This is a genomic window from Dokdonia sp. Asnod1-B02 (assembly GCF_045063955.1).
Classification (GTDB): domain Bacteria; phylum Bacteroidota; class Bacteroidia; order Flavobacteriales; family Flavobacteriaceae; genus Dokdonia.
On record NZ_JBEFNW010000002.1, the window covers coordinates 3,437,877 to 3,464,645 of the forward strand.

Here is a 26,769-nt window from a genome sequence, read left to right on the forward strand (position 1 = left end):
CTACTCTGCTATATTTGGGGTGAGCCATTTTTCCGCTTTCACGAAAGCAATGTTTTTGCGGCTCGCATAGTCCTTTACTTGATCTTCTTTTATTTTTCCTAGTCCGAAATACCTCGCCTCAGGGTGCCCAAAATAATAACCACTTACACTTGCCGCAGGCCACATTGCCAAACTCTCTGTAAGTGAAACACCTATTGACTCTTCCACACCAAGCAACTTCCAGATGGTTTCTTTTTCCAAATGATCTGGACAAGCCGGATAACCTGGTGCTGGGCGTATTCCTTGGTATTTTTCTTTAATTAATTCTGTATTTGCTAGTGCTTCTCTGGCGGCATATCCCCAGTGCTTTGTGCGTACTTCCTTGTGCAGATATTCGGCAAAGGCCTCGGCGAGTCTGTCTGCAAGTGCTTTTATCATGATGGCGCTATAATCATCTAGTGCATCTTCAAACTCTTTTGCCTTTCTGGCTGTTCCAAATCCTGTCGTGACACAAAAGGCTCCCATATAATCTTGTAAACCACTTTCAAGCGGTGCAATAAAATCTGACAGTGCGATATTTGGCTTTCCTACAGCCTTTTTGGATTGTTGGCGTAGCGTTCTAAATGTTACCGAATCTTCACTCTGCTCCTGACTTATTACAATATCATCTTGGTTATTTGCATTTGCTTTAAATAGTCCAAAAGTCGCCTTGGCAGTAAGCCATTTTTCGGCAATGATTTGCTGGAGCATTTGTTGCGCATCGGCAAATAGTTCGCTGGCTTGTGTTCCTACCACCTCATCAGTCAAAATCTCTGGATACTTACCGTGTAAATCCCAACTTCTAAAAAACGGACTCCAATCTATAAAAGGCACCAGTTTCTTGAGATCTAAATTTTCAATCACTTGTACACCTAGTTGTTTTGGAGCGACAATATCTTCGGCTTTAAAATCTATTTGATATTTATTTTCCCTTGCTTGCTCAATCGTTACGTATTCTTTGATACGTTGTCTTGAGTTAAAATTTTCGCGAAAGCGTGCATACTCATCTTTTAATTGATCTTTAAAAAGGATACTTGAGTCTTTCTTTAATAAATCACCTACAATAGTTACTGCTCTACTGGCATCATTTACGTGTACCACCGCATTGTTATAATGAGTATCAATTTTTACAGCGGTGTGTGCTTTACTCGTGGTTGCACCGCCTATTAACACAGGTATCTTAATATCTAGACGTTGCAACTCCTTAGCTAGATATACCATCTCATCAAGACTAGGCGTAATCAAACCGCTTAAGCCTATAATGTCTACATTTTCGGAAATGGCTGTCTGGATGATTTTTTCTGGTGAAACCATCACTCCGAGATCAATAATCTCATAATTATTACAAGCAAGTACTACAGAAACAATATTCTTCCCTATGTCATGTACATCTCCTTTTACCGTTGCCATGAGTATTTTACCCGCACTTTGATTACTGCCAGAGGTTCCATTCTTAAGTTTTTCTTCTTCTATAAAAGGTAAGAGATAGGCAACGGCTTTCTTCATTACCCTAGCAGATTTAACCACCTGAGGCAGAAACATCTTCCCACTTCCAAACAAATCTCCCACTACATTCATCCCCGTCATCAAGTGACCTTCTATCACTTTAATAGGAATATCGACAGATAAGCGGGCTTCTTCTACATCTTCTAGAATATAGGCATCTATTCCTTTTACAAGTGCTCTGGTGATACGACTTTGGATATCTTCTGTTCTCCAGGCTTCTGCCTCCTTTTCTGTAATTTCTTTTTGGCCTACGGTTTCTGCAAATGTTAATAATCGTTCTGTGGCATCATCTCTTCTATTGAGAATTACATCTTCTACACGCACTAGTAAATCTTCTGGAATGTTATCATAAATCTCCAGCATAGCAGGGTTTACAATACCTATATTCATTCCAGCCTTGATAGCGTGATATAGAAACACGGAGTGCATGGCCTCACGCACTGCGTTATTACCTCTAAAACTAAAAGACACATTACTTACCCCACCACTTACTGAACAATGAGGTAGATTGTCTCTTACCCATCGCGTGCCTTCTATAAAATCTATCGCATTGCGTTTATGCTCATCCATTCCTGTCGCCACAGGAAAAATATTAAGATCAAAAATGATGTCTTCTGGTGGAAAATTGACTTCATTAACCAAAATCTCGTAACTACGTTTTGAAATCTCGATACGACGATTATAATTATCTGCCTGTCCCACCTCATCAAAAGCCATGACGACTACGGCAGCACCGTATCGTTTTATTTTTTTTGCTTGCGCTATAAATTGCGTCTCACCCTCTTTAAGACTTATAGAATTTACTACGCACTTCCCTTGGACGACTTGAAGACCAGCCTCTATAATTTCCCATTTTGAACTGTCTATCATTATAGGAACACGAGAGATGTCTGGCTCTGCAATGACGAGGTTTAAAAACTTAACCATCGCCTCCTTTCCATCAATAAGGCCGTCGTCCATATTGATATCTATGATCTGCGCACCATTTTCTACTTGATCTCTAGCTACAGATAGTGCCTCGTCAAATTTCTCTTCTTTTATAAGCCGCAAAAATTTCTTTGAACCCGCAACATTTGTACGTTCACCCACATTTATAAAATTACTTTCTGGAGTAATTATTAGTGGCTCTAAGCCTGAAAGACGCATATATCTGGGTGTAGTATTCATTATAAGGTTATTGATCGTGGAGTCACTCCTTTTACAAGTTGAGCAATAGCTTTAATGTGAGCAGGTGTAGTGCCACAACAACCACCCACTATGTTCACGAGGTTTTTATCGATATATTTTTTAATCTGCGCCGCCATTTGTTCTGGTGTTTCATCATACTCACCAAAGGCATTAGGCAAGCCCGCATTGGGGTGAGCAGAAATCCCGTAGTTAGTGACATTTGCAATAGCCTCTAGATGTGGTTGTAATTGAGAAGCACCTAGCGCACAATTAAAGCCAACACTAAGTAGTGGAATGTGAGAGATAGATATCAAAAAAGCTTCTGCTGTTTGCCCAGAAAGCGTGCGTCCCGAGGCATCGGTAATCGTACCGCTCACCATGATTGGTATGTCTGAGTTGCGCTCTTCCTTTACTTCCTCTATTGCAAAAAGACAAGCTTTTGCATTAAGGGTGTCAAACACGGTTTCCACAAGTAACATATCCACACCTCCATCTAGCAAAGCTTCTACTTGCTGTTTATAAGCAACTCTAAGTTCTTCAAAGCTCACTGCACGATAGCCTGGATCATTTACATCTGGAGACATGCTTGCTGTTTTGTTTGTAGGCCCTATACTTCCTGCTACAAATCTTGGCTTGTGCGGTTCTTTTTCTGTAAAAGATTGAGCAACTTCCTTAGCAATTTTCGCGGAAGCATAATTTAAATCATACACGTACTCCTCCATCTCATAATCTGCCATTGCGATAGTCGTACTTGAGAAGGTGTTAGTCTCTACGATATCTGCTCCTGCTTCAAAATACTTGCGATGTACCTCTGCAATCGCAGCAGGCTGTGTGAGAGACAGCATATCATTATTCCCTTTTACAGAGAGATGAAAATCCTTAAAGCGCTCTCCTCTAAAATCTTCTTCAGAGAAGTTATATGCTTGCAGCATGGTCCCCATAGCTCCGTCAAGAACCAAGATTCTTTCTTGTAATGCGCGTGTTAGTTGGCTTTTCATAATTGATTAAGAGCTTGAAAAATGTCACTTTTAATATCTTCAATATGTTCTAAACCCACAGAAATACGGATTAACCCATCAGTGATTCCCACGGCTTCACGCTCATCTTTTGACAATTTTCCATGGGTTGTACTTGCGGGATGACTTACGATTGTTCTAGTATCTCCAAGATTTGCAGTGAGGGAGCACATTGTGATAGCATCTAGAAAGTCACGTCCTTTTTCTAAACCTCCGTGTATCTCAATAGTCACAATATTTCCACCAGCTTTCATTTGCTTTTGAGCAAGTTCATACTGTGGATGCGATGGTAAAAATGGGTAGCGCACCTGCTTCACTTTAGGGTGAGATTCTAGCGATATAGCAAGTTCGTGAGCGTTTTTACAATGACGCTCCACGCGCACCGCTAGCGTTTCAAGACTTTTTGAAATTGTCCAAGCATTAAATGGAGATAATGCAGGTCCCGTCACTCTAGCAAATCGATATATCGTATCTATTAATTGCGCACCTCCCACGGTGATTCCTCCCATGGTGCGACCCTGCCCATCCAGTAATTTTGTAGCAGAATGTATTACAAGGTCTGCTCCATAGCGTATAGGCTGCTGTAGATAAGGTGTTGCAAAACAATTATCTACTATAAATATGAGATTATGCTTTTGCGCAAGCGCTCCCAGACGCTCTAAATCTGCAATTTCTGTGGCAGGATTTGTGGGAGACTCTACGTATATAATTTTTGTGTTACGCTTTATTTTTGAGGAGATTTCGTCTAGCTCAGTAATATCAAAATAGGTATGAGTGATTCCCCATTTAGGTAGATGTTTTGTAAATAAAGTGTGCGTATTCCCAAAAATCGCTCTCGCCGAAAGCACATGATCACCACTGTCAAGTAAGGCAGCAAACGTGCTAAAAATAGCACTCATGCCAGTGGCAAAAGTCACGCCTTGCTCTGCTCCCTCTAGCAAACAGATTTTTTCCACCAGCTCTGCACAGTTAGGGTTTGTGTAACGGCTGTAGATGTTACGCTTTTTCTCTTCGGCAAAAGAGGCTCTCATTTCTTCGGCGCTGTCAAATACAAAACTCGAAGTGAGATAAACCGGCGCGGCATGCTCTTGATGCACAGAGCGCTCAAGCTGCGTGCGTATGGCAAGTGTTTCTGGGTGGTGCTTACTCATTAATTAAGGCTTTGCGTTATCTTAATTATATCACTTAAAACACCTCTTGCCGTAACTGCTTTACCAGCTCCCGCGCCTTGAATCACAAGCGGCTGATCACCATATGAAGCGGTATAAATCTCAAAAACAGCATCTGCTCCTTGCGTTTGACCTAGTGCGGTAAACTTAGATTCCTGCACTAGCTTTACCTCCAGTTCTTGTGTTTTGACATTGAGTTCTCCCACGTGACGGAGCACTTCATGTCTTGAGAGTTTACTTTTACTTTCTGTAAAAATAGTATCAAGTGTTTTTACGCTTTCGCGAAACTGAGACAAGGTAGTTTTTCCGTTAAGCTCCTTAGGAACTAGAGATTGGATTTTTACATCTCCAAACTCCTTTGCAAGGCCTATCTCTCTACTTAAAATTAATAGCTTGCGAGCAACATCTTTCCCCGAAAGGTCTTCTCTTGCGTCTGGCTCAGTAAGTCCAAGCGCGTCTGCTTCTAATAATATGTCTGAAAAGTCTTTATCTTCTTTAGAAAAATTATTGAACAAGTAACTCAATGATCCAGAAAAGACTCCTCTTATCTTATGGATCTCTTCTCCACTTTCATAGAGGTTTTTAATAGTTTCTATAATAGGTAATCCGGCTCCAACGTTTGTTTCGTAACCAAATTTCTTCTTATTAAGTGTCAGCGATGCTCTCAACTTTTTATAGAAATCGTAAGACAGTGTATTTGCAACTTTGTTTGCCGTCACGATATGAAAACCATGCTCCACAAGGTTTATGTAATTATTTGCAAAGGTTGCGCTAGCCGTCACATCTACTGCAACAAATTCTTGCTCCTGCGTGTGCTCATTATCGTTTTGTTCTTTTATTGTTTTCGCGAAAGCGTAAATATCATCTAGCGTATAAGGCTGTGCTGCGGTCTCAAAATTAGAACTCCAACCAGAGGTGACGTTATCTTTAAATAGCGCCAACTTAGAATTTGCAATACAAAAAATATTGAGCTTTCTATTTGTCGTTTTTTTATTAAAATCTGTGATCTGCGTGATGAGGGTACTCCCCACATTACCGATCCCAAAGATGACTATATTTATTTGTGACATAACTGTTTTTGAAAAATAGGTTGTACGATAGCAGCCAGCTGCTCGTATTCAATTAAAAAGGCATCGTGACCGTGGATGGAATTTATTTCATGATAGCTAGACGTAATTCCAGTTTCTTGTAGCGCAAGGTGTGTGTCATATATCTCATCTGCTAGAAAAAGTCCGTCGGTATCTATTGCGACAAGATGCACTTTTGCTGTAAGTTGGTTCACTACTTCATTAAAGCTTTGCTTACCCTTTGTGATATCTGCCGTAAGCAATAATTGATTCATTAATTTATAAGAAGCAATAGAAAATCGTTCTGATAATCGCTTACCGTGATGATCTAGCCAACTTTGAATATTATATAAAGAAGCTTCTTTTTTAGTGCGCTTAAATTTTTCTTTAAAAGAGGCAGGCGTCCGATAAAAAGTCATCGCATGAATGCGTGCATCATAGATCGGTTTCTGAGAGTGATTCAATAAACTATCTTGAATATGGCATTGTGCAATCACCCAGTCTGTTGCTTTCCAGTCTGTCGCTATTGGGATAAGATGCTCTGCGAGGTTAGGTCTTTGTGTTGCAAGTTCCCAAGCAATCTGACCACCAAGCGAACCTCCTATAATGGCAAAGAGTTTTTTAATATCTAAATGCTCAAGTAAGGCTATTTGAACCTTTGCAATATCACTATTAGTAAATGCCCTATAATTAAGCACTAGATGATTTTGATTATTATCATAACCATTCCCAGGAATATCCATTGCAAGTATGGTATAGCAACTTGTATCAATCGCTTTATCTACACCAATCAAGTCACTCCACCAACCGTTTTCTCCAGTTACAGAAGAGTTTCCCGTAAGCGCATGATTTACTAGCACGACAGGCGCTGTACCTAATGGCTCACCAAACAATTGATACGTGACATGTAAATGACACGTATATCCCGAGTGTGTTTTAAAATCTTGTAAATCAATGTGTAAAAGCATAGCCTATCTATAAGTTAAAAAAGGGAGTCCCTATGAACAGGGGACTCCCGCACTAATTAATTAACTAAGATTAATTACACTAAGACGTTTTTATCTACTCGCGCAAATGCTGCTACGAGATCTTCTTTTAAATCTGCTATATCCTCAAGACCTACAGAAAGACGTATTAAATCTTTAGTCACGCCTGTGCTTACCTGATCATCATCACTAAGCTGTTGATGGGTTGTACTTGCAGGGTGAATTATGAGCGACTTACTATCTCCTATATTTGCTAGCAGTGAGAAAAGTTTAGTTTCATTTGAGATTGTTTTTGCGCTCTCAAAACCTCCTTTTACACCAAAGGTCACAATTCCACTCTGTCCATTAGGCAAGTATTGTTTTGCAAGGTCGTTGTACTTACTAGAAGCAAGACCTGGATAGTTTACCCATGCCACCTCATCCCGAGTTTGTAACCACTCTGCAAGTTCAAGCGCATTTTTAGAATGCTTCTGTAATCTAAGTTCTAGTGTTTCTAGACCTTGTAAGATTTGGAATGCATTAAACGGACTTAAGGCAGCGCCATGATCACGCAAACCTTCTATACGCACCTTAGCAATAAACGATGCTTCCTTAATCACATCCCAATAAACTAAACCGTGATATCCGGCGGAAGGCTCCGTAAATTCTGGAAACTTACCATTACTCCAGTCAAATTTTCCAGCATCTATAATAACTCCACCTAATGCGGTACCATTACCATTTATGTATTTTGTAAGTGAGTGAATCACGATATCTGCACCGTGCTCGATTGGGTTGAGTAATGCTGGTGTTGCTACGGTGTTATCTACAATGAAAGGGACTTTGTGCGCTTTCGCGAAAGCGGAAATACCTTTTAAATCTAAAACGTCAAGCTTAGGATTACCTAATGACTCTACAAAGAAAGCTCTCGTATTTTCTTGTGCTGCCTTCTCAAAATTTTGAGGATCTGAAGGATCTACAAAAGTGGTTGTAATCCCAAAACGTGGTAATGTCACACTGAGAAGATTCCATGTGCCTCCGTAAAGACTACTAGAAGCTACAATGTGATCGCCTTGCTTTAATAAAGTGAGTAAAGTCGTGTTGATGGCCGCAGTCCCTGAGGCGGTCACCACAGCTGCTAGTCCGCCCTCTATGTCTGTGAGGCGTTTCTCAAGCACGTCATTTGTTGGGTTATTGAGACGTGCGTAAATAAAACCTGGCTCAGACAGGTTAAATAGATTTGCTGCATGGTCTGCATCTTTAAAAACATAAGCCGTGCTCTGGTAGATAGGCACCGCTCGAGTTCCTCCATTTGCTGCATAATCGTGTCCTGCGTGCAACGCTTTGGTTGCTAATTTTTGTGTACTCATTTTTCTCTTTTTTGTCCCAGTACTACTAGGATTAATTTTAGCCATTCACTTCGTGTGAACGGATTAAAAACAAAAGCCAAATATTTCCAATGCGAATCCTTATCTCAAGGTCGAGGAAATGTTTAAAGAAAAATATTATAAGAAAAAACATAAGCGCATACCTGTGAGGTACTTGCTCGATGTTATCTATCCTCAAGTTTCGGTAATGAGCGATTCTTGGGTAGAATGTAGCACCTTCTTTCTAAGTGAAAGGGTTGCTAAGGCTTCATAGGGTCATTCCCTCAGCCTTTCTTGATAACATTTATTCTGTTCATTATTGCGCTTTCGCGAAAATCTGAACTGTCATTGAACTTTGTGAGCACAAATATTGTAAAAACAAATCTACAAAAACAAACTTTTTAGAATATTTTTCTAAAAAGTTTTATTAAAATCACTATTTCAGTAAAATATTCCGCTTAAATAATTTTTACAGTATAATATTCTAATCGAGGTTATGAGAGCTTTAAATTTGCTCTTCAAATTTTCACAAAACAATAACATAACCCTACTAAATTGGTAGGATAATGGATTGTTTATATTATTAAAGTTTCTTTACCTTTGTGCCATAATTACGAGGACAGATTTGACTGCTTGCAACCTCAATAAAAAATGGCTAAAATCAAACATAAGACTTTAACGTTTCTTATGTTATGTTTCTACCCAGCATACGTCAAATCTACTTCTTGACAAAAAATTAAAAAATGGCTTATTTATTTACCTCAGAATCTGTTTCTGAAGGACACCCAGATAAAGTTGCAGATCAGATTTCTGATGCGCTTATTGATAATTTTCTCGCTTTTGATCCGCAATCTAAAGTTGCTTGCGAGACCCTAGTTACCACTGGACAAGTAGTACTTGCTGGTGAAGTACGATCTAGTGCTTACTTAGATGTTCAAAAAATCGCTCGTGAAACCATTAATAAAATAGGTTACACGAAGGGTGAATATATGTTTGACGGTAACTCTTGTGGTGTATTATCTGCCATACACGAGCAGTCTGACGATATTAACCGTGGTGTAGATCGCGACTCAAAAGAAGAGCAAGGAGCTGGAGATCAAGGAATGATGTTTGGTTATGCTACAAAGGAGACAGAAAACTTTATGCCACTGGCACTTGAGCTTTCTCATAAATTACTTATTGAACTAGGTAACCTACGTCGTGAAGATGATGAGATTACTTATTTACGTCCAGACGCAAAAGCGCAGGTGACTATAGAATATAGTGATGAAAACGTACCTCAACGTATTGATGCTATTGTAGTTTCTACACAACATGATGATTTTGATGAGGACGAAGCTATGCTAGGTCGCATACGTGGAGATATTCAAGATATTTTAATACCTCGCGTAGTAGGTTTATTACCAGAAAATATTGCAAATCTTTTTAATGATGATATTAAGTATCACATTAACCCAACTGGGAAGTTTGTAATAGGTGGACCTCACGGAGATACTGGTCTTACAGGTCGTAAGATTATTGTAGATACTTATGGTGGTAAAGGAGCTCACGGAGGTGGTGCTTTTTCTGGAAAAGATCCATCAAAAGTAGATCGCTCTGCTGCTTATGCTACACGTCACATTGCAAAAAATCTTGTTGCTGCAGGCGTTGCAGATGAGATTCTTGTGCAGGTTTCTTATGCCATTGGTGTTGTAGAGCCTATGGGAATCTTTGTAGACACGTACGGTACTTCTAAAGTAAACTTATCTGATGGTGAGATTGCAAAGAAAGTTACTGCACTATTTGACATGAGACCAGCTGCTATTGAAAGTAGATTAAAGCTACGTTCTCCTATGTACAGCGAGACTGCTGCTTACGGACACATGGGACGTACAAACGAAGTAGTTACAAAAACCTTCAAGAGCTTTGACGGTAAAGAAAAGAATATCGAAGTAGAATTATTTACTTGGGAAAAACTTGATTATGTAGAGAAAGTTAAAGAGGCTTTCAATATATAATTCACTGATATACGTATTAAAAAGGGAGCCTAATGGCTCCTTTTTTTTTGGTTTATACATTATCATAGCGATAGCTTTATGATTACTCGAATGCGCTCACTGTTATGCGATTTCTCGACAGGCTCGAAATGACTTAGATGTAATTACTCAAATACGATTTTATCTACTTCAATCAGAAAATCTGTAGCGGCTTTTGTATTTGAGATAAGTCCTAGACGTATAATATCTGCAAGATCTTCTTTACCTGGGTGACCTTCCAAAGGTTCACCAAGTCTATATGTTCCAAAATCTGAAAGATTGTAAGTGACAGTTTTCCACTCACCTTCTGTTATCGGTAAATTGATTTTATAATTCGGTCTCCAGAATCTTTTATACTTATTGAGCGTAAGCCCAAAGTCTTGTCCCGTAGACTTATATCGTACAGTCACGGTTGTATAACCCGACAAATCATAAGAATGGTAAGGAGTGCGCAGCGAGGCAAAACCTCCATTATTCTCGAGACTTACGCTTCCGCGAAAGATGATACTTTCGCTAGTTTGCTCAATGCTACCTGTAGATAATCCTCCCATAACACCATCCAAGACGACAAACCAGTCATCACAGGTGTTGCAAGAAGTTCCAAAATCAAAAGAGAGCGGTGTCGTGTTCATAGTAGTTGTGATCAGTAAGGCTAAGAGATATTTCATAGCGTTTTTCTTTAAAGTTACGCTTTCGCGAAAGCGTGAACCTTATACTTACCACATTTTTAACACTAACTCGTTACTGACAATTTTTTCTTAAAACGACGATCAATAACAAATTGAACTACAAAAAGAAGTAAAAATATAAAACGAGAAAGACTAGGCATGGAGATCGCTACAACACCTGCAATAACCCAAACAATCATCACATTAAGACCTCTAGCTCTGTACCAACGGTAACGTAACCTTGTAAAACCTGAGAGTTGCTTTTCTGAGTGAAAGACATAACGCAACATCACTATATTAAAAAACCCTATCACACTAAGGTTAATACAGTAAAATATGAAAGGCCCAGCTTGGTCAAAGCCATTTATATACATCGCTGTTGAGAATGGTAAAATAACGATAGCAAGTAGAAAAAAGATATTTATCCAAAGTAATCTACCAGAAATCACACTTACATAACGCATTAATTTTATGTGACCCATCCAGTAGAGTGCACTAACCATAAAACTCACAAAAAGCCCTATAAAATCAGGTATTCTAGCTGACAGAACACTACGGAAGGGTTGTGTATTAATCTCACTTATAGTAGGAACACCCACCTCTAGAATGAGCAGCGTCATTACTATAGAAAATACAGCGTCTGAGAAATTAATTACTCTTGACTTATCATATGTTTCTTTAATCATCATCCTAAAATAATAATAAAAAATAAAAACGACCTCTTTTTACAGAGGTCGTTATGCAATATCTACTTAGCAATTAGCTCATTATAGATTATATTTTACTGTAAACATCGCTATTCTAGGTTGTACAAAATACTCTGTATTTGAAATTTGAAAATCATTCACGTTGTTACTTGAAATGGTATCCACATTTAAGAGGTTTGTAGCCTGTATACGGAACTCCCACTGACTATCTGGCTTCTGGTAATACAAGTTTGCTTCTAGAAAAGAATACATATTATCAATCTCTGTACTATCATCATTATCATCATAGTTATAAAGACTCCAGTCTGCACCTAATGTAAAGCCTTTACCGAAATTCCACTCTGCGTTTGCAAAAGGTCTATTTGTAAAGAAGGTTCTATCTGTCACGCCATTATCTGAGTTTGTGCTTGTAAAGTTGTAACCTATTTCAAAATTTGGCGCTTCTTTAAAATTTGTCTCTGCACTTGCTCTATAATTCTGTGTTAGGTTTTTTGTGTTTCTATCTTCACCGTTGATAATGTTATTAAGATCACTATAGCTTCCATTTGCACTCACGTTAAGTTTCCACTTTTTAAAACGTTTTGAGAAACGTGCGTTAGCACTTAATGTCTCATCTGCAAAGTTTGTGTTGTTTACTGGACTAGCTACTTGGTTTATCCCTACAAATGACCCAGAAGTCTTTATAGGATCTACTCTGCGAGAATAATTTACTCCTCCAAAGAGACTCGTAAAGTTGAACATGCTAAAGCTAAAGTAATTGATACTTGCATTGTGATAGATAGCATTTTCTATCTCTCTGTTACCACGATATAAACTATTGTAGTTATTAAATAATAAGCCTTCAGCAAAATTATTTACGTCTGTATACTGCGCTGTCATCTGGTAGTTAACTCGTAAACTTTTCCCTTGAGAGAAATCTAATACCGTAAATAAGTCTGGCAGTAATCTCACATCACTATCTTCTGTTGTTGTGCCTAGTTGCTCACTCTTTGTAGTATAATTATGTAATGTCAATCCTGGAGTAATTGTAAAAATTCCTGTTTTAAGTTTATAGTGAAGTCCTACAAACACATCACTAAAGTTAAATGCAACATCATTACCTATAATAGTACCATCCAGTGTCTCGGTAAGATCATCTACCGTTCCTGTTTCTAAAATTTGAAATAGATTAGAATTAAAGTCTTGGCGACTTAAGGTTGTTCCTGCAGTAATATTAATGTTACTCTTTTTATTGAGGATGTAATAGTAATCTAATTTTGCATCTAGCTTATTGGTTTTGATATTTTTGTTTTGATTGATATCAAAAAGACCATTTGCACCAGGCATAAAATCAATAGAGCTTATTTCATTTGTCATATCTGCTGGGTCAGGCGCTGTAAATGGCTCTTGAGAAAGCGTAGCATTATAAAACGGATCTTCATCTTGATACAAATGCTGGATAGTCCCTGAGAATATGTTGTTCTCATCAAGTGTGTAGTACAGATTTACATTCTGATTGATAGAAAATGGTTCATTCTCCTTGTCTTGATCTACCACATCTTCTTGTACGGCTCCATCTCGTGTTACGATACTAGTACCGTCTGAAAATTCTGTTTGCTTGGACTTTTTTACGAGCACATCATAATCAAACTGCAAGTTTGCGTTAGGCTTATATACAGAACTCAGTTTTGCCATACCTAACTGATTGCGCTGATCTGTACTCTCATTGAAACCTTGTGTAAATCCCTGATTGATAAAGGTATTTAAAGAGTTATTCACAAAGTTTGTCTTGTTATCTGAAAGTAACGCAAGACCACTTATATCCCATTTCGGGTTAATCGTATATGTAAAGTTGGCCGCTGCAAAACCCGTTTCAATCTCGTTTGCGCGATTATTTTGAGTGGTAAGAAAACCTAGACCACCATCACTTACATTAAAAGAAGTCCCACCTCGCTGATTAAAGTTTCTAAAACCCCCGGTAAAATTAAAGTAGTCTCTAAAGGTAAATGGCACCTCTCCCGTATTATTAAAATCTGTGATAATATTAATACTCCCTTTAGGGCTATAGTAAAATAGTTTTGCTTTACCTAAATATCTAAACTTCTCTCCATCACCAGCACCTGCTGTAAGATCTCCAAACCAGAAATTTGTTTTACCTTCCTTAAGACGTATATTAATCGCGACGTTATCTTGATCATTACCTAGACCTCGCATTTGAGAGACCTCATTATAGTTTTTAAGAACCTCAACCTTTTTAAGTGCATCTGCAGGGATGTTTTTTGTAGCAAGTTTAGAGTCTCCATCAAAAAAATCTTTACCCTCAATCATCACCTTAGAAACAACCTTTCCTTCTACCTCTATCTCACCATCATCATTAACCTCTATCCCAGGGAGCTTTTTGAGAACGTCACCTAGTTTTTTCTCATTTCCATTTGTAAAACTATCCGTGTTATAAACAATGGTATCACCTTTAATGGTAACAGGCATCTCATATACCAACTCCACATTATCTAGCTGATTAGGATCTTCCTTTAACGTAAAGTCTTTAGTAATATCTTGGGCATCTTGAGCAACATTTATTTCTTCATTTACAGATTGCAATCCCAAGTAACTCACTTTAATATCATAGGTAATTCCTGTAGTAAGATCAAGGCGGTAGCGTCCTGATGCATCGGTAATACCATAAGATTCTAATGTACCTTCGGCTTTATTTGTAGCGATAATGTTTGCTAGTTCAAGTGGCGACCCTATAGAGTCTTTTACAACACCTCTAAGCGTTATAGACTGGGCAAAGAGCGTCAAGGGTAATACTAGAAGCATTACCAATGTTATTTTTTTTAGTATCATTTAGGTTGGTTGGATTAGCCACACCTGTTATCAAGAGATATCAGGTATGATCATTATATTGATTGATGTTATTGTTTGCTTAATTTCATTTTTAGATAAGATCTGTATAAACTTCAACAAACTGAAAGCTTACTTAGTTTATTAAAAACGTCTTCCTCCTTGCTGCCCTCTTCTATTCCCTCCACCAAAACGTTCTGCCATTTCTTTTGCCTTTTCCTCAACGATGGCTTGGTATTCCTCTCTACTCACTTCTTTACCTTTTACAGGCGGCTCGATAGCGATAGGCTCCTGAGGATTAAGCACCACTTTAGTACAAAGGATGGTCGTATTGTTTGTGCTTAACTCTAAAATGAGTCCTGGTAAACCTCCAAACTCATCTGGTCCGTGACTCGCAGGGATCATAGGTGTGTACCAGGCAACTATAGTTTCTGTCTTAGGCTCCTCTTCAGCTATTTCAATGTCGCTTGATGTACTAGCAGTAGCTGTACTATCTTCTTTTTTCTCACGATCTCTCTGTCCTTGTCTCGCTCCTCTTCCCATGCGGCTCCACATGTTTTGTTCTATATTTCTAGTCGCTACCGCTTTAAAAACTGGATATTGTCCTATTACCTTGCTCTCTTTTACGAGCTCCCAGTTTAAATTATTTAAGGTGTCTTTTACTAAGAAAATTTTACCCATCATGTCATTTTCACGAGCATAATCATTTGTTGCACGGTTAGAGTAGATACCTCCTTGTGTAAAACCTCCTCCAAAACCACGTCCACCTCCACCTTGTCCAGGCGCTTGAAGTTTTTCTTCTTCTTTATAAAAAGACTCATCTTTATTAAAGCTCAGTGTATATTCCTTTTCTAAGAAATTTTTCATGCGCTCTGCAATCTGCTTTTTACGAGCTTCCGTCAGTTGCTGTCCACCACGATTAAAGCGTGACATATCTATCGTAGTTTTAGTTTGGTAAGTGGCAACACCTTCTATTTTCTGTGCTTGAACAGCTGTACCTACTGTAAGTGTCACAAATGCAATGCACAACCACTGGGATATTTTAAGAGTCATATTTCTAATTATTTATACTTTAGACTTTTAAAGTAGCGCATAGTTTGATGAGCTTTTAAATTTTAAGAGAATTTTAAGAACTCTAGTTGCGGATGATTTCTGTGGTTGTAAACACGCGACTTCCATTTTTACCTCTTTCACCTCCGTGACGTTCCATCATTTCATCCATTTTTTCTTCTTGAATATTATTAAATTCATCCTGGGTAACCTCTTTACCTTTTTCTGGCAACATTATTTGCACCTCCTTTTTTGGGTTCAAAACTACTTTTGTGCACATAAGTGAAAATTTACCGTCGCTCACCTCTAGTATTAAGCCAGGTAAACCCCAGTACTCATCTGGCCCATGATTTGCAGGAATATCTAAGGTATACCAAGCGGTAGTCGTTCTAGTCTTTGTAACAGACTCCTCCTCTTCCCCCGTCTCTTCATTAAAAGATGGCTGCTCATATTCTTCTGAGATGGTAGCTTTAAAACAAGTGTATACTCCTATGTTTTTGATTTCTTTTTCTAATATCCATTTTGGTTTAGGTAGTGAGTCGTTCACTAAGAACTCCTTTCCCATAATCTGAGTTTCCTTTAATAGCTTTAACTCTGCAGTATTGTGGTAGGTAACGTCTTTGCCTCCAGAAACTGTTACTGTAATTCCATTTGTAGATGGCGCCGGAGCAGCGAGGCTTTCTTCTTGTTGGTAAGTAGATTCTGCGCCTACAAAGGCAAGTGTATACTCTTGCTGAAACTGTTTTTTCATCTGAGCTTGAACTTGCTTTTGTATTTCGGCGCTCATTCCATCGCTCTTATCATTATCCATTTTGAAGTCAAAAGACCGTTGTGATTGATAAGTTGCTACTCCTGAGAGTTGTTGTGAATACGCTTTCGCGAAAGCAAAAACTGTAACTAGCATGGTAATAATAAGTGATTTCATAATTGATTGCTTTTTGATTGACATGATTTATTGATGATTCAAATATCTAAAAATAAACAAGATACTAACGTTAACTACCGTTAACGAGTGTTAACCAATTTGCTTAAGAGTTCCTTATAAAGCATCTTTGAATTATGGAAGACAAGAGGTACACTTATATTATATACTTTATCGTTACCGTGATTACACTGACGCTAGCAATCCAATTATATTGGAACTACAAAAACTATGAGGCTGGAAAAGTACAGCTTGTGCGTGATGTGCAAATAGGTCTTGATCTAGCAGTAGACCAATATTATGAGGAGCTAGCTGCACAAAATACCATAGGTATTTTCTCAAAGTATGAAAAAGGTACAGGGGATTACCTCGAAACAGATGGGTTTAAAGATTTTCTTAGAAAGAAAACGGATAGCAGTGTTATAAGCATTGAACATATACAGATAGAAAACAATCTGGATAGCTTAGGTTTTCTCACGATAGAAGGTGCTCATCCAGAAAAAATAGATTCTATAATACAGAGCCAGCAACAACAAGCACTCACCAAGCACTTTGAAAAAAATAATGCCAACACCTCTAGGCTTGTCATCAATGGAGGGTCAAATAAAGACACATTAAAAAACAACAGTAATAGGTTGCAGCGATTCTTTGCAAAGCAACGCCTTAAAACAGATAGTATCGCTAAATATGACACACTTGCTTCTGGAGAATTGAGGTTGCGCGATAGAAAAAACGCTCTAGAAACACTTTCATCAAAAATCGTTATATCATTTAACGATGATACCATTGATATAAAAAAATTAGATACACTTGTAAAAGAGCAATTACTGACATTAGGAATAGATCGCGCAGCACACAGTCTCACATATAGCCCAAAAGGAGACACCATCTCACGCCCCATTCCAGGGGTTTCCACACAACTCAGCCCAACCTATGATTTTAATGTGGTTGCAAATTCAAAATTGCTCCCTGCAGAAAGTATACTCTCTCTAGGTTTTAATGATATTACCACCATTATCTTAAAACGTAACCTAGCAGGTATATTACTTTCATTTATACTAATTGCAGCTGTAATTGCTAGCCTTCTCTACCTTCTCAAAATTATACGAGAACAAAAACAACTCGCCGAAATTAAAAATGATTTTATAAGTAATATCACGCACGAGTTTAAAACACCCATAGCCACCATAAGTGCAGCAATTGAGGGGATACAGTATTTTAACAAAGAAAACGACAAGGAAAAAACAGAGAAATACCTCGCCATGTCTACCACACAGTTAGGTAAGCTCAATACTATGGTGGAACGCATACTAGACACCGCTACACTCGATAAGAACGATTTATCGTTACAAAAAGAGCATTACAACTTAGTGGAAATGCTTGAACATCTGATTAAAAAATATAAAGAAATTGCACCTGAGATTCCTATAACAATTAAGAGTACAACGTCTTCCATATGGGCTACTGTAGATATTTTTCATCTAGAAAATGCCATAGATAATCTTGTAGACAATGCTACTAAATATGGTAAACCACCAATAGTAATAGCTATAACAAACAGCAATAACACTATCCATCTGTCAATTACAGATGCTGGCACATCACTTTCTAAGGATCAGGCGGCTCAATTATTTGAGAAGTTTTATCGTGTTCCTAAGGGAAACACCCATGATGTAAAAGGTTTTGGGATAGGACTTTACTACACCAAAACTATTATTGAAAAACACGGAGGCGCTATTGAAGTTCTCACTACTCCTCAAACCTCATTTAAAATTACAATCCCAGATGGCAATGACTAAACCTTATATTTTGCTCGCAGAGGATGAGCCAGCACTTGGGCTTATTGTAAAAGAAAGTCTAGAGAGCCGAGACTTTACCGTTAAACTCTGCACAGACGGTGTGCAAGTGATGAAACAATACGAACTTAAAAAACCAGACATCTTAGTTCTTGATGTGATGATGCCAAAAAAAGATGGATTTACCGTGGCAAAAGAGGTTCGTGAACAAGATGATAAGATTCCTATTATTTTCCTCACTGCAAAGTCACAAACTGCAGATGTGGTTGAGGGGTTTAGTATAGGTGGCAATGATTATCTCAAAAAACCTTTCAGTGTAGAAGAACTTATTGTGAGAATTCAGAATTTACTGCAACGTAAAACATTACAGCAAAAGGCAGAGGCCATTACCATCGGTAATTATCATTTTGATTTTACGAGGCAGGAATTACGCTTTCGCGAAAGCGTACAAAAGTTAACCCACAGGGAGGCTCATTTACTATTTCATCTTCATAAAAATCGTAATGCCGTTCTAGACCGATCACTTATTCTTAAAAAATTATGGGGTGATGATGACTTCTTTTCTGCGAGAAGTATGGACGTCTTTATATCAAAACTTAGAAAAAAGCTGAAAGAGGACAGTACTATAGAAATCGTAAACGTAAGAGGATATGGCTATAAGCTCATCTGCTAGCGTGAAGGCTTTGCTTGAAACATATTTACAAGAAAAAAAGTTCCAATCTTACGAGCTCTAAACTTTGCCATCTCTGCAAGTTCGCCTTCATATAGCTCATCTACCGTTTGTACCCAGTGATTGAGCCACACACCAAAGTGTTGCTCATTTATAGTGTAGCCTTCATCTCTATCTACACGTTTGTGCGTTTGTAAAGGTCTTCCTGTAAAAATCTTTTTAAAGAACAAATTGCCTTCCCAGAAATCTGTGAGATGCTCAAAGTGGTGTGGCCAGTCTGTAATGTGTTTAATAAAAATAGGCCCCAAATAAACATCACTACGTATGCGGCCATAAAAAGTGGTTACAAGTGTATATACATCTTCTCTATTTTCAATCTCTTTTTTCACCTTACAAAGGTATTAACTATAACGGCTAGATTTTTGTACTTTGCTCATTAATGCACAAACTGATTTACATACTACTATTGCTTGCCACCATCACGGTAACTAGCCAGAATTACACTTTAGAAAAGGTTAATGAGGTGACACTCGAGGCAGATACTTTTATAGGAGTTGATACTTTTAATGCCTTGTATCATATTAAAGATGATGTTTTATATAAAGACGATATTAATGACGGTTATCAATTTACTGCACTACAGCTAGGTGCCATCACTTCGGTTGACATTCTTAATCCTCTTAAAATAAGTGTGTTTTATGAAGCTACAAATACCGCAGTAATACTAGACAATACATTGAGTGAGATTACCCGCATTAATTTTTCTGCCATAGATGATTTTAGGAACATAAGTCATGTTGCGACAAATGGTGATAGACGTTTATGGGTATTTAATACAGACCTACAACAACTTGAGATTTTTGACTGGAATACAGATCAAATAACCACACAATTCCCACCTATGCCAGTTAATGCTACGACACTAGCAACTAATTTTAATTTTGCGTGGGTAGTAAATGAAATAGGGTTGTTTCATTACAATAACTACGGTAGCTTTTTAAGTAAAACAGCCTTACAAGATATCACGCTCATTTCTCAAAGCAAAGGCGCTGTCATCTTGCTATCACAGGGCAAATTACACTACAAACCAAAAGAATCCAACGATTTTATTGCATTAGATACTCCAGATTTTACCATAAAACAACTTTCGTTGAATGGCGAAATCCTGTATCTTTACACCGGTCAAAAGTTAGCTGCTTTCCGACTAAAACTTCCTAAAAAACCTTAACATGCACATTGCAATTGCCGGTAACATCGGAGCAGGTAAAACTACCTTAACTAAACTTTTATCTAAACACTTTAACTGGACTCCACAATATGAAGATGTTGTAGATAATCCATATCTAGATGATTTTTATAATGAGATGGAACGCTGGTCTTTCAATCTTCAGATTTACTTTTTAAACAGTCGTTTTAGACAACTACTAGATATAAAAGATAGCGATAAAACGATTATTCAAGATCGTACTATTTATGAAGATGCATTCATCTTTGCTCCTAACCTTCATGCGATGGGTCTTCTTACTAATCGTGATTACAATAACTACAAGTCTCTTTTTGACCTGATGGAAAGTGTGGTAGATGCACCAGACTTGATGATCTATTTACGTAGCTCTATTCCTAATCTAGTATCACAAATACATAAGAGAGGGAGAGATTATGAAAATTCTATCTCTATCGACTATTTAAGTCGTCTTAATGAGCGTTATGAAGCATGGATTCATGGTTATAAAAAAGGAAAGCTTCTCATTATCGATGTAGATGATATTAACTTTGTAGATAATCCAGAAGACTTAGGGGATATTATTAATAGAATAGATGCTGAGTTAAACGGTCTTTTCTAGAGTTAAAACAACATTACTACTTGCTTAATTTCAGTTATTTACACATAGAAATGTATTTCTTTACATATGTAAAATGCTTTTCTAATTGAATTAAATAGCCTAGTTTTGCGCCTTCAAAAACTAACAAATATTATGAAAAATCTTAAATTTATTTTAGTCCTTGCTATTTCTGTAATGGCTATTTCTTGTGGTAATGATGATGACGGTACACCAGCGGGACCTACGCTTACTCCAGCACTTCTTGAAGGAACATATAACTTCACATTTTTTGAAAGTGAGGAGGTAATAGAACAGCAAGTAACAGGAGGGACGGCTACGACAACTATCACTGAGGTAGGTGACACCTTTGGATCATCAAACATCGTTTTTAACGCAAACGGAACTTACACTACTAGCTTCCAATACCGTTTAACAACAACTACTCAATTAGAAAACAACGACCCAGTAGAAGAAACTGAAATTATTGTCGATTCTGATACAGGTAGTTATACTGTAAACGATGCAGATCAAACAATAACTTTTGACGGTGGTAACACAGGAGATGTGACTTCATTTAACAATAGCCAATTGAGAATAGAATTTATGGATGTAGACGTAAGTACAGATAGAACATCTACAACAAATCAAGAATTTCGTTTTGAAAGACAGTAGTCAAAAAGCGACTTAATAATACACAAAAACGGCTACTTGATTCAAGTAGCCGTTTTTTTATGCTTTTACGATATAAGTCCTATTGATCTTGCGTGCTCCTCTGCAAAGGAGCTTTTTTCTACTAGTACAGCAGGAGTAGTCTCATACTGACTCAAAACACTTTTTACTCTAAGCACCTTTTTCTTGTGCTTTACACTACGTAAATACACAGCTATTATTTGCTCTGGGTATTCCTTAGCCACTTCTAGATAAATATCTACATCATGCTCTCCACTATCACCTATAAGTACAAACTTAAGCTTAGGATAAGCATTTAGTATATTTCTAATCTCATGCTGCTTATGTGGTTTTTCTGGTTTTGGTGCTTTTTCAAATGGACCGCGTAAATCTCTCAATAATATAGGACCTTTAGGAAACTTTTGATTCCTTACAAAGGACTCGAGATAACTATATAAATTCCATGGACTGTTACTCACATAGAACATAGGATTTGCATCTTGTCCAGATTTCCCTCCATGTAATTTTCTGTAGAGTTCTGGTGCCCCTTCTAGCGAGGTACGTTTACCTACATTTTTAAAGAATGTATTTATAATCACTCTCCACTTAAGCAATGAGGCGACACCGGTGTGCAAGATGGTATCATCTATATCACTTATCACCCCGTAAGAAGCTGTCTCTGCCGGTATGAGCATCTCAATAGGAAATCTATTATCGCCTAACACTGTAATTCCCTTTTGCACATCGTCAAAACTAATCACCATTTGTAGCCAACCTTCATCATTTGCCAGTGCCCCTAGCCCATCAACTTTTTCATCTATTTTAAAATATCCTTCGGCATCTGTCGTGGTGTAAAATGATCTATTATCTGGCAGTGTTACCTTTAATTTTGTGTGTCTTAACTCATCACTAGCAAATTGCTTGTAAGCATTTTTTAGTGCAGAAAGAAAGCTGGTTTTCTTAAGATCTACTCCCTCGTGCTCGAGGGCCCTGCCTATTAAATATAAATGATTTGATGATCCGTACGACTGGTAGCCATCTATTTGTATAGGATCAGACTTTGATGAAAAAAACATAGTTTGGTGGTTTTTTATAAAATTACGCTTTCGTACTTCGACAGGCTCAGTATAAACTTCAGCAAACTGAAAGCGTAAACTAAAACATTAAAAAAAAAGGCGTACACATAAGATGGTACGCCTTTTATAAAATGTGGCTTAGTATTTACTATAGTGATGTAATATCTTTTACCTCTCCTCTTGCAGGGTAATCCTTTTTCATAATAAAATCAATTCCTCCTAAAAGATCGTCAAACTGTGGTCTTGCAAACGGCATAGATTGCACTGATGAGAAGAAAAGTGTACCATCTGGCTTTATTAAAAATAGTCCAGGCTCCGTAAAGTAGTCTGGCTCCTTATCTGAAATTGCTTTAGAAATATACAGCCCGTACTCTCTAGCTTTTTCTAATGATAAGTTATAACCAATAGGAAGTGATGGAACGTCCCAATCTTCTCCTGCTATTTTTGCACGCTTTTCTGTATCTCCACTTATCGCAACTACATTAATTCCTCGCTCTGTAAATTTATCTAGTTGTGACGCTAGATCCTCAAGCTGCGCTTTACATACGGGACAATGCAAGCCTCTATAAAAAATAATGAGCGTAAAATTTTCTGAATTTTGCTCACTCAATTTCCAATTAGTATCGTTTATTAAAGGCACTTCTAGTGAAGGCACTTTAGTTTTAGGTAGTATCATAATCTTGTTTTTTATAAAAATACCCGAGATGAAGGTTAAAGTATATTAATATGACAATAAAGGTTTGTTAAGAAATTACAATTCAAGCACTTTCACTCTTCTTTGCCAAGGGGTCATAAAAAAAGCAGCCTAAAGGCTGCTTTTTTTGGACTAATTCTTTATTATAAAAAAGTGCCTATTTGATAGTAACTTCTTCTACAGGAACATCAGATTCTTCATAACGCTCGATACATTTTTGGATAATTGCTTTCGCTTCATGAACATCTCCCCATCCACCTACGTCTACTTTCTTATTCTCAAGATCTTTATATACTTTAAAGAAGTGCTCGATCTCTTTTATCAAGTGTGGGTTGCAGTCAGATAGATCTTCAAGCTTACTAGCAGAAGGATCACTTACCGGTACACAGATTATTTTTTCATCTGGTCCTTTCTCATCTGCCATGTGGAATACTCCGATAGGCTTTACTTCAATCACACAACCTGGAAAAGTAGGCTCTGTAACTAATACTAATACATCAAGAGGATCACCATCTAGCGCAAGAGTTTCTGGAATAAAACCATAATCTGCTGGGTACATCATAGAAGAGAAAATCATACGATCGTAACGCATTCTCTTTAATTTAAAATCGTACTCATACTTGTTACGGCTTCCCTTAGGAATCTCTACTAATACGTCAAATGTTGTTACTTTATCTGCTGTCATAATATATTATATTTCAAATCTCGTGTATTCTAATACATGAGAGATGTGTCAATTAATTCAAAATATCCCTAGTTTACACTTTATTAAACAGCTGCATAACAGATATTTACATTAAAACATATTTCTTAAGGCGTGCAAAAATACGCTGAAATAGCGATTTAGCCAAATATTGGCGCATTAAGATTAGGTTAGGTGTTTAAAAACAGTATGATTTTAAAACCGCTAACAAGCTAGATTACAAGAAGTATCCCCTTAAAAATAAAACCCAAAACTCCCTGTCACTCCTATCTTCCTCGCATCTGGAACAGAATTATAATTTCCTCTAAAGTTAAGGTCAATACGGAACACCTTAAAAATGTTACCCACTCCTACACTATACTCATAATATGGCTCTACAGAGGGAGCTACCATGCTCGGAGTTATTGCTGTAATAGGTTGTCCTTCTTCAAATAGTAAACTCTCAAACGCTGGACGGTTTAAGTCTATATTCCCTTGAGAGATATTACCTATCACACCACGCACGCTTACAATCTCACGTAGATTCAAATTTTTGAGTAATGGAATACGATTAAAAATACGGCCTCCAAAGTTATGTTCTAGCTGTAATGAGGCATACTCATCTGTTGTAAACTCATAAAAATTAAGCTGGCTAAAGGTATTAAAGATTGAAAACAGCGACTGGTTACCCGGTACTGGACTTAATAACGCTAACGGCACCTCATCAAATGTTTTACCTATTTCTGTAGAGGCGGTTAATGTACCAAGACCTCCTATACGGATTGCCTTCCTTGCAGAAAACTGTACTTTATCATAAGCAAAGTCGCTATCAAGTGTTCCTTCTAGTCCACGTGTATAACTCGCATAAAAACTAGGGAACCACTCATTAGTCACCCTACGCTCCACTCCAAACCCTGAAGTTTTCTTTCCTGGCTCCCAGATAGTGGTAAGGACCACTTCTGCTTGTTTTAACTCTCCTGTAGTGGTAGTTTGCGTGTTATCTGTAAAATAATCTAGACTAAAGGTTTCTGAAGCCGACTCTAACGTTCTCACAGAAAAGTCTGCTCTTACTTGGAGGTTACGCACGATCTCTACTTCTGCTGCAATATTTGCTAGTTTGATAGAGGTAAGCTTATCATTTGTCGCAGTATTTACTAGTGAGGATGATGCAAGATTTCTCCCTAACACATCTCGAGACGTAGTAAGACTCGCTCCTATTTGCTCCACATCTTGTCTATATCCACCAGAGACAATAAACCTACTTTTCTTGTCTAGTAGCCATTTTCCTGAGATTCCAAATTTTCCTTTTTTGTCCTTAAATCCGTAGGCTAGAAATCCTTCTAATCTCCATGGATCATTCTGCGAGAAATAAGTTCTGCCTCCCGTGCGCACACGTAATCCTTCTACCTCATTAAACCCAAAGGTTGAAAAGATAGGCCCGTAGTCAAAGTTTAAACTTGGGATTTCATAGTATCCAGATGCAAGAATAGAACCTAGGTTGTAAAGATTTTTAAATTTCTTTACCGTTTTTAAGGTGTCAAGCATCTTATAAACTCCTAGCTCATCTTTACTAAGCGCCTCTTTTCTGTTTTCTTGCCAGAACTCATCACTACGATTAAAAACATCTTTATCATAGTTATAAACCTGTCTGTCGTAAAAGTCCTTTTCTAGCTTGTTATCAAAGCTGTGATTATCATAAAGTGTAGTGCGCTTACCGTACATACCTCTGGACTCCTCTTTTTCGCGCAAAGCGAAATCAGATAAAAAGTAATCTCTTGAAAGTAAGAAGGTGCTATCATTTACGATATCAAATTCTTGCTCCATGTAAATCTCTTTTACCCAGTTTACATTTGCACTTTTAGAAAGCTGCATATTGATTTCCTTAATGGCCCATGTAGAGTCATTAACCCAGAAATCTCCTTTAAAGGTCAGTTCGTTTTTACGTCTAGGGTAGTAGATAATGTTATAACACCACTTATTATTGATGTAAGCACTATCTGCAAGTACGTAGTTATAGGTTTGGATACCTGTACGAGAAATTGGACTTGTAAAACTCTTGTCAAAAAACTGTAGGTAGTTATCATAGATATCATAATCACTGTATAAACTTTTTACAAAACCTATGATAGTTTGATTCTCACTAAAACCACTATTCTTGTTCCCCTCTAGAATCTCCTTTTCCTTATTAATCTCATTATCCCCATATACTTTTGAAAATGCTTCATTTACAAAAATAGGTAGGTAAGTTTTTCCAGTAATACGGCTTGTGTCTGTTTGCTCGAAGATAAACTCCATCCCTCTAAAGATGCGGCTATTGATAAGCGAACTATCAATAGTGTTAAGATCAAACTCTAGTTTTTCATACTTATCATAAGCATACTGCTTGTACTGTCTCAATCCGTTCTGACGCTTGTTTGCCCATATTTTACGTAGTATATCTACCGCTGGGTTATTTTTCTTGTCTGTTTTTCCTGTAAATATGACTACCTCGTCTAGTGCTCCTGCCTCCTCTTCTAGCGTTACTTTCATCTCATAATTCACCTTCTCACTTAGGTCAATTACCTTATTTGAAAATCCTATAAAAGAAAATCGCACTTGATCCCAGGTCTGGTCAGACTCTAGATAAAAACGTCCATCTTCATTAGTTATCGTACCCTCGTTAGACCCTACAAATATGACATTTACAAAAGGTAGACCGTTACCATCTGCGTCAAAAATCTCACCACTCACCTTGGTTTGACCAAATAAACTTGCTACACAAAACACGCTAGCAATAATGAGAAAAAAATTATATTTCATAATAAATAATCTGTGAGGATAGCCTTTCAACTGGGGACACCATCGGTTTATAATTGTGTAATATCAATTCTTTGACAGTACATCTACCACAACCTTACTC

General features: G+C 37.6%; 22 protein-coding genes and 1 riboswitch. Of the genes, 6 read left to right on the plus strand and 16 right to left on the minus strand.

What is annotated here, in order from left to right:
• From metH to ACJJVU_RS15460, 6 genes are all read right to left on the minus strand, one after another.
• A complete protein-coding gene (gene metH, locus ACJJVU_RS15435) occupies positions 1-2,691 on the minus strand; it encodes a methionine synthase (RefSeq protein WP_405227281.1) in 2,691 nt (896 codons plus the stop codon).
• Complete coding sequence (locus ACJJVU_RS15440) at positions 2,691-3,689, minus strand: homocysteine S-methyltransferase family protein (RefSeq protein WP_339849231.1); 999 nt, start codon at positions 3,687-3,689, stop codon at positions 2,691-2,693. Before ACJJVU_RS15440 ends, metH begins: the two co-directional genes overlap by 1 nt.
• A complete protein-coding gene (locus ACJJVU_RS15445) occupies positions 3,686-4,858 on the minus strand; it encodes a trans-sulfuration enzyme family protein (RefSeq protein ID WP_405227285.1) in 1,173 nt (390 codons plus the stop codon). The genes ACJJVU_RS15440 and ACJJVU_RS15445 overlap by 4 nt, the downstream gene beginning before the upstream one ends.
• Positions 4,858-5,946 carry an aspartate kinase gene (locus tag ACJJVU_RS15450; protein ID WP_405227288.1) on the minus strand — a complete coding sequence of 363 codons (1,089 nt, stop codon included), beginning with the start codon at positions 5,944-5,946 and terminating at the stop codon, positions 4,858-4,860. Before ACJJVU_RS15450 ends, ACJJVU_RS15445 begins: the two co-directional genes overlap by 1 nt.
• The gene (locus ACJJVU_RS15455; protein ID WP_405227291.1) at positions 5,934-6,911 is read right to left on the minus strand and encodes an alpha/beta fold hydrolase; all 978 of its coding nucleotides are present in this window, start codon (positions 6,909-6,911) and stop codon (positions 5,934-5,936) included. Before ACJJVU_RS15455 ends, ACJJVU_RS15450 begins: the two co-directional genes overlap by 13 nt.
• A gap of 74 nt (positions 6,912-6,985) precedes the next feature.
• Positions 6,986-8,278, minus strand: coding sequence for an O-acetylhomoserine aminocarboxypropyltransferase/cysteine synthase family protein (locus ACJJVU_RS15460; RefSeq protein WP_405227294.1), 1,293 nt, complete (start codon positions 8,276-8,278; stop codon positions 6,986-6,988).
• Between the two features lie 179 nt (positions 8,279-8,457).
• Positions 8,458-8,579: riboswitch (SAM riboswitch) on the minus strand.
• Positions 8,580-9,018: 439 nt separating this feature from the next.
• Here ACJJVU_RS15460 and metK point away from each other — a divergent pair.
• Complete coding sequence (gene metK, locus ACJJVU_RS15465) at positions 9,019-10,272, plus strand: methionine adenosyltransferase (RefSeq protein WP_339849216.1); 1,254 nt, start codon at positions 9,019-9,021, stop codon at positions 10,270-10,272.
• Positions 10,273-10,415: 143 nt separating this feature from the next.
• Here the strand turns inward: metK and ACJJVU_RS15470 are convergent, their stop codons facing one another.
• The 5 genes from ACJJVU_RS15470 to ACJJVU_RS15490 form a co-directional block, all read right to left on the minus strand.
• Positions 10,416-10,958 (minus strand): CIA30 family protein, encoded by a 543-nt coding sequence (locus tag ACJJVU_RS15470; protein WP_405227297.1) that lies wholly within the window; start codon positions 10,956-10,958, stop codon positions 10,416-10,418.
• Between the two features lie 65 nt (positions 10,959-11,023).
• Positions 11,024-11,647: a TMEM175 family protein gene (locus tag ACJJVU_RS15475; protein ID WP_405227300.1), complete on the minus strand. Its 624-nt coding sequence runs from the start codon at positions 11,645-11,647 to the stop codon at positions 11,024-11,026.
• 78 nt (positions 11,648-11,725) lie between these two features.
• Entirely contained in the window at positions 11,726-14,464 is a 2,739-nt protein-coding gene (locus ACJJVU_RS15480) for a carboxypeptidase regulatory-like domain-containing protein (protein WP_405227303.1), read from the minus strand.
• Between the two features lie 168 nt (positions 14,465-14,632).
• A complete protein-coding gene (locus ACJJVU_RS15485; RefSeq protein ID WP_405227305.1) occupies positions 14,633-15,541 on the minus strand; it encodes a GLPGLI family protein in 909 nt (302 codons plus the stop codon).
• An 82-nt stretch (positions 15,542-15,623) separates the two neighbouring features.
• Entirely contained in the window at positions 15,624-16,463 is an 840-nt protein-coding gene (locus ACJJVU_RS15490; protein ID WP_405227308.1) for a GLPGLI family protein, read from the minus strand.
• Positions 16,464-16,597: 134 nt separating this feature from the next.
• Between ACJJVU_RS15490 and ACJJVU_RS15495 the strand changes: the two genes are divergently transcribed.
• Both ACJJVU_RS15495 and ACJJVU_RS15500 read left to right on the plus strand, forming a co-directional pair.
• The gene (locus tag ACJJVU_RS15495; RefSeq protein ID WP_405227311.1) at positions 16,598-18,259 is read left to right on the plus strand and encodes a sensor histidine kinase; all 1,662 of its coding nucleotides are present in this window, start codon (positions 16,598-16,600) and stop codon (positions 18,257-18,259) included.
• Positions 18,252-18,929, plus strand: a complete 678-nt coding sequence (locus ACJJVU_RS15500; RefSeq protein WP_405227314.1) for a response regulator transcription factor — start codon at positions 18,252-18,254, stop codon at positions 18,927-18,929. Before ACJJVU_RS15495 ends, ACJJVU_RS15500 begins: the two co-directional genes overlap by 8 nt.
• On the opposite strand, the gene ACJJVU_RS15505 is transcribed toward ACJJVU_RS15500, so the two are convergent.
• Entirely contained in the window at positions 18,926-19,315 is a 390-nt protein-coding gene (locus ACJJVU_RS15505) for a group III truncated hemoglobin (RefSeq protein WP_405227317.1), read from the minus strand. The genes ACJJVU_RS15500 and ACJJVU_RS15505 overlap by 4 nt on opposite strands.
• 50 nt (positions 19,316-19,365) lie before the next feature.
• Here ACJJVU_RS15505 and ACJJVU_RS15510 point away from each other — a divergent pair, with 50 nt between their 5' ends.
• The 3 genes from ACJJVU_RS15510 to ACJJVU_RS15520 all read left to right on the plus strand — a co-directional run bounded on the left by ACJJVU_RS15510 (position 19,366) and on the right by ACJJVU_RS15520 (position 21,421).
• Positions 19,366-20,154 carry a hypothetical protein gene (locus ACJJVU_RS15510; RefSeq protein ID WP_405227320.1) on the plus strand — a complete coding sequence of 263 codons (789 nt, stop codon included), beginning with the start codon at positions 19,366-19,368 and terminating at the stop codon, positions 20,152-20,154.
• Position 20,155: 1 nt separating this feature from the next.
• The gene (locus tag ACJJVU_RS15515; RefSeq protein ID WP_339849193.1) at positions 20,156-20,770 is read left to right on the plus strand and encodes a deoxynucleoside kinase; all 615 of its coding nucleotides are present in this window, start codon (positions 20,156-20,158) and stop codon (positions 20,768-20,770) included.
• A gap of 132 nt (positions 20,771-20,902) precedes the next feature.
• Entirely contained in the window at positions 20,903-21,421 is a 519-nt protein-coding gene (locus ACJJVU_RS15520) for a hypothetical protein (RefSeq protein ID WP_405227324.1), read from the plus strand.
• Positions 21,422-21,486: 65 nt separating this feature from the next.
• On the opposite strand, the gene ACJJVU_RS15525 is transcribed toward ACJJVU_RS15520, so the two are convergent.
• The 4 genes from ACJJVU_RS15525 to ACJJVU_RS15540 form a co-directional block, all read right to left on the minus strand.
• Positions 21,487-22,494, minus strand: a complete 1,008-nt coding sequence (locus ACJJVU_RS15525) for an App1 family protein (protein WP_405227327.1) — start codon at positions 22,492-22,494, stop codon at positions 21,487-21,489.
• Between the two features lie 148 nt (positions 22,495-22,642).
• A complete protein-coding gene (locus ACJJVU_RS15530; RefSeq protein ID WP_298330255.1) occupies positions 22,643-23,170 on the minus strand; it encodes a peroxiredoxin-like family protein in 528 nt (175 codons plus the stop codon).
• 175 nt (positions 23,171-23,345) lie between these two features.
• Positions 23,346-23,873 (minus strand): inorganic diphosphatase, encoded by a 528-nt coding sequence (locus tag ACJJVU_RS15535; protein WP_339849181.1) that lies wholly within the window; start codon positions 23,871-23,873, stop codon positions 23,346-23,348.
• 252 nt (positions 23,874-24,125) lie between these two features.
• The gene (locus tag ACJJVU_RS15540; protein WP_405227332.1) at positions 24,126-26,669 is read right to left on the minus strand and encodes a DUF5686 family protein; all 2,544 of its coding nucleotides are present in this window, start codon (positions 26,667-26,669) and stop codon (positions 24,126-24,128) included.
• Positions 26,670-26,769: the final 100 nt, after the last annotated feature.